Annotated in this window: 5 protein-coding genes and 1 pseudogene; 2 read left to right on the top strand and 4 right to left on the bottom strand. The window is 62.0% G+C overall.

Annotated features, from left to right (window positions below; all coding sequences use genetic code 11):
* Both EOA86_RS20170 and EOA86_RS20165 read right to left on the bottom strand, forming a co-directional pair.
* Positions 1-683, bottom strand: a 683-nt coding sequence (locus EOA86_RS20170; RefSeq protein WP_164891852.1) for a uracil-DNA glycosylase, incomplete at its 3' end; no start/stop codon positions are given.
* A 127-nt stretch (positions 684-810) separates the two neighbouring features.
* The gene (locus EOA86_RS20165) at positions 811-1,455 is read right to left on the bottom strand and encodes a hypothetical protein (RefSeq protein WP_128343253.1); all 645 of its coding nucleotides are present in this window, start codon (positions 1,453-1,455) and stop codon (positions 811-813) included.
* Positions 1,456-1,703: 248 nt separating this feature from the next.
* On the opposite strand from EOA86_RS20165, the gene EOA86_RS20160 reads away from it, so the two are divergent.
* Together EOA86_RS20160 and EOA86_RS20155 are read left to right on the top strand one after the other, a co-directional pair.
* On the top strand, positions 1,704-3,383 hold the full coding sequence (locus EOA86_RS20160) for an electron transfer flavoprotein-ubiquinone oxidoreductase (RefSeq protein WP_128343251.1): 1,680 nt from the start codon (positions 1,704-1,706) through the stop codon (positions 3,381-3,383).
* A gap of 140 nt (positions 3,384-3,523) precedes the next feature.
* Positions 3,524-4,129: a DUF922 domain-containing protein gene (locus EOA86_RS20155; protein WP_127211214.1), complete on the top strand. Its 606-nt coding sequence runs from the start codon at positions 3,524-3,526 to the stop codon at positions 4,127-4,129.
* Positions 4,130-4,133: 4 nt separating this feature from the next.
* Here EOA86_RS20155 and EOA86_RS20150 read toward each other — a convergent pair whose 3' ends face one another.
* Both EOA86_RS20150 and EOA86_RS20145 read right to left on the bottom strand, forming a co-directional pair.
* Positions 4,134-5,213 carry an endonuclease/exonuclease/phosphatase family protein gene (locus EOA86_RS20150; protein ID WP_128343250.1) on the bottom strand — a complete coding sequence of 360 codons (1,080 nt, stop codon included), beginning with the start codon at positions 5,211-5,213 and terminating at the stop codon, positions 4,134-4,136.
* A gap of 100 nt (positions 5,214-5,313) precedes the next feature.
* Positions 5,314-5,489 (bottom strand): annotated as a pseudogene (locus EOA86_RS20145) (AMP nucleosidase); the annotation flags it as partial.

Here is a 5,489-nt window from a genome sequence, read left to right as displayed (position 1 = left end):
CCGCCCAGGTTGACCAGCACCTTCGGCTTGACCAGCTCGATCTGCCGTTCGATGAATGGGCGGCAAATCTCGGTCTCGTGCGGTGTCGGCGTGCGGTTGCCCGGCGGTCGCCAGGGAATGACATTGGCGATGTAGGCCGAGGTCCGGTCGAGTCCGATCGCGGCCAGCATTTGGTCGAGCAGCCGGCCCGAGCGGCCGACGAACGGCAATCCCTCGAGGTCCTCGTCGCGGCCGGGCGCCTCGCCGACCAGCATCACCGCGGCATTCGGATTGCCGTCGGCGAACACCAGGTTCTTGGCGGTGAATTTGAGATTGCAGCCGTCGAATGCCGCCATGTGCTTGCGAAGCTCGTCCAGGCTCGTGGCCGTCGTTGCCAATTGCCGCGCCAATGCCGCTTGTTGCTCATCGGGCACCGTCGCCGTACCGGACGGGGCGCGCACCGCCGGTGCCGCAGCTTGCCTTTCGCCCATTTCGGCGCGTGACAGGCCTGTCGAGCGTGGCAGTGCGGCGTTTTCACCAGTTGTCGGCGTAACTGTCGTTGGCGCCGGCTCAGGCGACTTTGACGCAGCCTCGGCAAACCTATTCAGCGGCTCCTCTTCGAGCGCTTCATCGACGCCGGCGCTGGCGTAAAAGGCCAGCAGGTCGGCGATAGCAGGTCGGTTGTCTCGGGAAACGGCAGTCATGCTTTCACATTCGGCCGCGCAGCAAGAATTTGCAAGTAATGCATGTCGCCCGAAAGCATGCCCTCGGGCCTGACCGGGGCCTGACCCTGGGTGCATAGCGGTTTTGGGAACGACATAAACATGACCCTTAGCTCGACGGTATACGCGGATCCTGCACCAGATAGAACGTCCAGCGCGGTGTGTAGTCGGTGATCAGGTAATCGAATTTTGCTGTCGTCAGCGGGTCGATCTTGCCACTCTTGAACAGCAGCCGATCATAGGGTTCGAAGTCGCGATCGAAATCGGCAAAGCTGCTCGACCAGATGTTGTCAGGCGTCTTGTTGCGCTGGTCGAATGACAGGCCGTCGCCGAACACGCTCGGCCGGTGGAGCACCTCCTGGAGCTCGAACTGGAACTCGACCCAGGCCTGGCCGCTGTTATTGAGCACGTCGATGCGCATATACATGAGGCCGTTCGCAAATTGGCCCGCCGTGCCGAAGGGATGGATCGGCTTCGTCGTGCGGATAGTCAGTGTCACCGGTGTTGCCGAGTTCAGCTCTTCGGTGATGACAAGCGGGTCCTCCTTTGTCCCGATGCCCGAGGCGCTGGTGATGCGGAAGCCGCCCAGCTCGTCGGAAAAGGAGTAGGCTCCGGCCGCCCAGACCCTCTGAGGCTCGGCATGGGCGCCAACGGGCATCAGCGGCAAAAGGGCCAAAACGAGCGCCCGGCAAATCCGTCCGGGCGCGGAAAAAAAGCGAGTCGATGAAAAGCCAATTGGCCGGTATATGCGCATGGTGCGAAGTATGGCCGATAAGCAAGCCGTCGAACAATTAAAAACGTCAGGGCGCCGGCTCTCTTGAAATGGGGCCTGGCCGGGATCGATGTTCCGGTGGACCGCAAACCGTGATTTTGTAGTACGATGCGCGACTTTTTGACGAAATCGGCATTGTCACGTCAGCGCCGGTTTCGCGTCGCGAATTGATGCGCTATGCAGCGGATAAGCCAGCAAGATGCGCAAATGCGGCAGCCAGTGAGGGGTTGATGAGCGAGATCGAACGCGAAAGCATGGAATTCGACGTGGTCATCGTCGGCGCTGGTCCGGCCGGCCTCGCCGCGGCGATCCGTCTCAAGCAGGTCAATCCCGAGCTTTCCGTCGTCGTCCTGGAAAAGGGCGGCGAAGTCGGCGCCCACATCCTGTCTGGCGCCGTAGTCGACCCGATCGGCATCGACCGGCTGCTGCCGGGCTGGCGTGACGAAGAGGGACATCCGTTCAAGACGCCGGTTACGGCAGACCATTTCCTGGTCCTCGGCCCTGCCGGCTCGTTCCGTCTGCCCAACATCCTGATGCCGCCGCTGATGAACAACCACGGCAACTACATCGTTTCGCTCGGCAATGTCTGCCGCTGGCTGGCGACCAAGGCCGAGGCGCTGGGCGTCGAGATCTACCCGGGCTTTGCCGCGGTGGGCCTCATTTACAGCGACGAGGGCGCGGTCACCGGCGTTGTCACCGGCGATATGGGCGTCGAGAAAGACGGCACGCATGGCCCGGGCTTCGCGCCGGGCATGGCGCTGATGGGCAAATATGTGCTGATCGGCGAGGGTGCGCGCGGCTCGCTGGCCAAGCAACTGATCGCCAAATACCATCTTTCCGACGGCCGCGAGCCCGGCAAATACGGCATCGGCCTCAAGGAGCTCTGGCAGATCAAGCCGGAGCTCCACCGGCCAGGCCTTGTCCAGCATTCCTTCGGCTGGCCGCTCGACATGAAGACCGGCGGCGGCTCTTTCCTCTACCATTTGGAAGACAACCAGGTGGCGGTCGGCTTCGTCGTCCACCTCAATTACAAGAACCCCTATCTGTCGCCTTTCGATGAATTCCAGCGCTTCAAGACCCACCCGGCGATCAAAGGCACATTCGAGGGCGGCAAGCGGCTGGGTTATGGCGCCCGTGCCATCACCGAGGGCGGCTGGCAGTCGGTGCCGAAACTGTCCTTCCCCGGTGGCGCGCTGATTGGGTGTGCTGCCGGCTTCGTCAACGTGCCGCGCATCAAGGGCTCGCACAATGCCGTGCTCTCCGGAATGCTGGCGGCCGAGCATATCGCCGAGGCGATCGGCGCCGGCCGTGCCAATGACGAACTGGCTACTTACGAGGCGGCATGGCGGGCGACCGATATCGGCAAGGATTTGAAGAAGGTGCGCAACGTCAAGCCATTGTGGTCGCGCTTCGGCACCGTCGTCGGCGTCGGTATTGGCGGCCTCGACATGTGGCTGAATTCGCTGTTCGGCTTCTCGCCTTTCGGCACGCTGAAGCACGGCAAGGCCGACTATGCGACGCTGGAACCGGCCGCTAAGCATAAGAAGATCGCCTATCCGAAGCCGGACGGCGTGCTCACCTTCGACCGCCTGTCCTCGGTGTTTCTCTCAAACACCAACCACGAGGAAAACGAGCCTGTCCACCTGCTGGTCGCGGATATGGACCTGCAGCAGCGTTCCGAACACGATGTGTATGCCGGGCCCTCGACACGCTACTGCCCGGCCGGCGTCTACGAATGGGTCGACAAGGATGGCAACGCCGCCGCCGATCCCGAGGCGAAGGACGTGCGATTCGTCATCAACGCGCAGAACTGCGTCCACTGCAAGACCTGCGACATCAAGGATCCGAACCGAAACATAACCTGGGTGCCGCCACAGGGTGGTGAGGGACCAGTCTACCAGAACATGTAGCCTGCCAGAACGGCCCCGCCGGCCATCTCGACGTCGACCAAATGAAAGCCGGTAAAGGCCTATTATATTTGCGGTGTCTAAAAAAAGTTGAAGCGGCGCGGCGCTTGTGGTTCCTTTCCCTTCTGACCGGAGAGATGACCATGCGCCTGGCGGTTTTGACGTGCCTTGTGGCGATTGGTGGCTTGTGCGGCTTCGCACCGTCGGCATCGGCTGACACGAAGGTGCTGGTCAAGACCCGGACGTACGACATATCAGGAACCACGGGCGCCGCCCTGATCGAGGCCATGGACCGCAACGGCCCGAAGCGGCACGGCTTTATGACGCACGCCATCGCGCTGACCGCCTATACCGTAAGTTGGGACCTTGAGATCAGCAGGGAGGGTGGCGTCTGTCGGCTGCGGCAGGCCAATGGGACACTCGATCTCACCTACACCTTACCCCGCATGGTCTCAGCCGCGACACCGGCGCTTCAGAAGCGCTGGAAGCGGTTCTTCGCCGGCGTTCGTGCTCACGAGCATAACCATGGCCGCATCGCCAAAACAATGATGCGGGCGACCGAAAGATCGATCACGGGACTGGAGTTCGCCGACAACTGGGTTTGCAGCAAGACGCACCGCGAGGCGAGGCGCCGGATCAAGGCCGTCTATGCCGAATACGAGGCGAAACAGAACGCCTTCGACGCGCGCGAGCATCGCCACGGCGGCCATGTCGAACGCCTCATCGGTGCCCTGTTGCGCAAGCAGTAGGCGCTCAGCCTCGAGTCCTGCCGTGCTGTGTCACGGATGCGGTCGCAGTTTCATCTTCATCGACCGGCTTTTTCTGTTCCGGCCTGAGCGAGAAATCCACCATCAGCGGAAGATGGTCGGACCCGGTGCCTTCCAGTCTCGACACCGAATGGATAAGAACCGAGCCCTTGCTGAAAACCTGGTCGATCGGCAATCCGGCGAAGCGCAGGAAATCCGGCAGATTGATGTAGAGCCAAGTCGGCCCCGGCGAAGGCGCCACGGTCAGCTTGCCAAGATCTGCGACGCGCCGGACGGCGGCGCTCCACGGCACTGCATTGCAGTCGCCTGCCATGATCGATGTCTCGCCAAGCGATGCGAACTCTTCCGACAATCCGCCGATCTGCCGTGATTGGTTGTACGGCCATGGCCAGGTGAGGTGCACGGCTGCGACGTCGACGTCGGTTCCGCCGAAGTCGACTGTCGCGATGGCAATCGCGCCGCGCCTGTCGCAGCGTGGTTGTGTGCCGGCGGCAAACGGCCGTCTGGACAGCAGCGCAACGCCGAACACGCCATTTGGGTAAGGGCAGAGGATCCGGTAGGGGTAGGCGCTGGACAGCAGTCCAAGCTTTGCCTTCCACATGTCGGATACCTCGTCGAGGGTAATCACATCAGGCTGGGTCCGGCCGATCAGCGACAGTACCTTTTCAGGCGTTGGGTTGTTGAACCGCAGGTTCATCTGCAGCAGGCGATAGACCGCCTTGTGACCGGGATAGACCGACTGGTCGCCGGGGTAAACGGGCTGGTCGCCGGGGTTGGCTTCGAAGGCCGCCTGGACTGGCCACAGGCGGGGCACTGGTAGGATGTTCGACGTGGTGGCAAAGGCAGCCCCCGCAAAGAGCAGCGCTGCGGCGGCCTGCAGGCGAAACGAGGTCACGAGCAAGGGCAGCGCGCAAAGCGCCATCAGCACGGCAAGATGAACGCGGAAATGAGCGAAGGAATCGAAGGCCGGATGCAGCGTTCCGAAAAACCCAGCCACCAGCGCGACCGAGCAGCCGAGCATTGCGACGAATGCCGCCGATGTCATCATGTTTCGAACGCGTGCCATCTACTTTGCTTATCGGTAGAAATGCGGCCCAATCAAGATGGCGAAATGCCCTGCTGCGCTCTTACCAAGCTCCGGCCATGCTCCGGTCGATCGATCGGTGCTACTGGAATGCCGTTTCCGAAAAGCTTCTGAGCTTGCGCGAATGCAACCGTTCCATCGGCATCTCGGCCAGCTTTTCCATCGCCCTGATGCCGATGGTTAAATGCTGTGCCACCTGGCGCTTGTAGAACTCGGTCGCCATGCCGGGCAGCTTCAATTCGCCATGCAGGGGCTTGT

Source organism: Mesorhizobium sp. M5C.F.Ca.IN.020.32.2.1 (assembly GCF_004023105.1).
Lineage (GTDB): Bacteria > Pseudomonadota > Alphaproteobacteria > Rhizobiales > Rhizobiaceae > Mesorhizobium > Mesorhizobium wenxiniae.
The sequence above is the reverse complement of the archived record's forward strand: the minus strand, read 5'-3'. Positions and strand labels throughout refer to the sequence as shown.

What these genes read in the sequence shown, in the direction of transcription:
- EOA86_RS20150 (WP_128343250.1), bottom strand. Translation starts at nt 5,213, where the DNA reads ATGGCACGCGTTCGAAACATGATGACATCGGCGGCATTCGTCGCAATG.
- EOA86_RS20160 (WP_128343251.1), top strand. Translation starts at nt 1,704, where the DNA reads ATGAGCGAGATCGAACGCGAAAGCATGGAATTCGACGTGGTCATCGTC.
- EOA86_RS20155 (WP_127211214.1), top strand. Translation starts at nt 3,524, where the DNA reads ATGCGCCTGGCGGTTTTGACGTGCCTTGTGGCGATTGGTGGCTTGTGC.
- EOA86_RS20165 (WP_128343253.1), bottom strand. Translation starts at nt 1,455, where the DNA reads ATGCGCATATACCGGCCAATTGGCTTTTCATCGACTCGCTTTTTTTCC.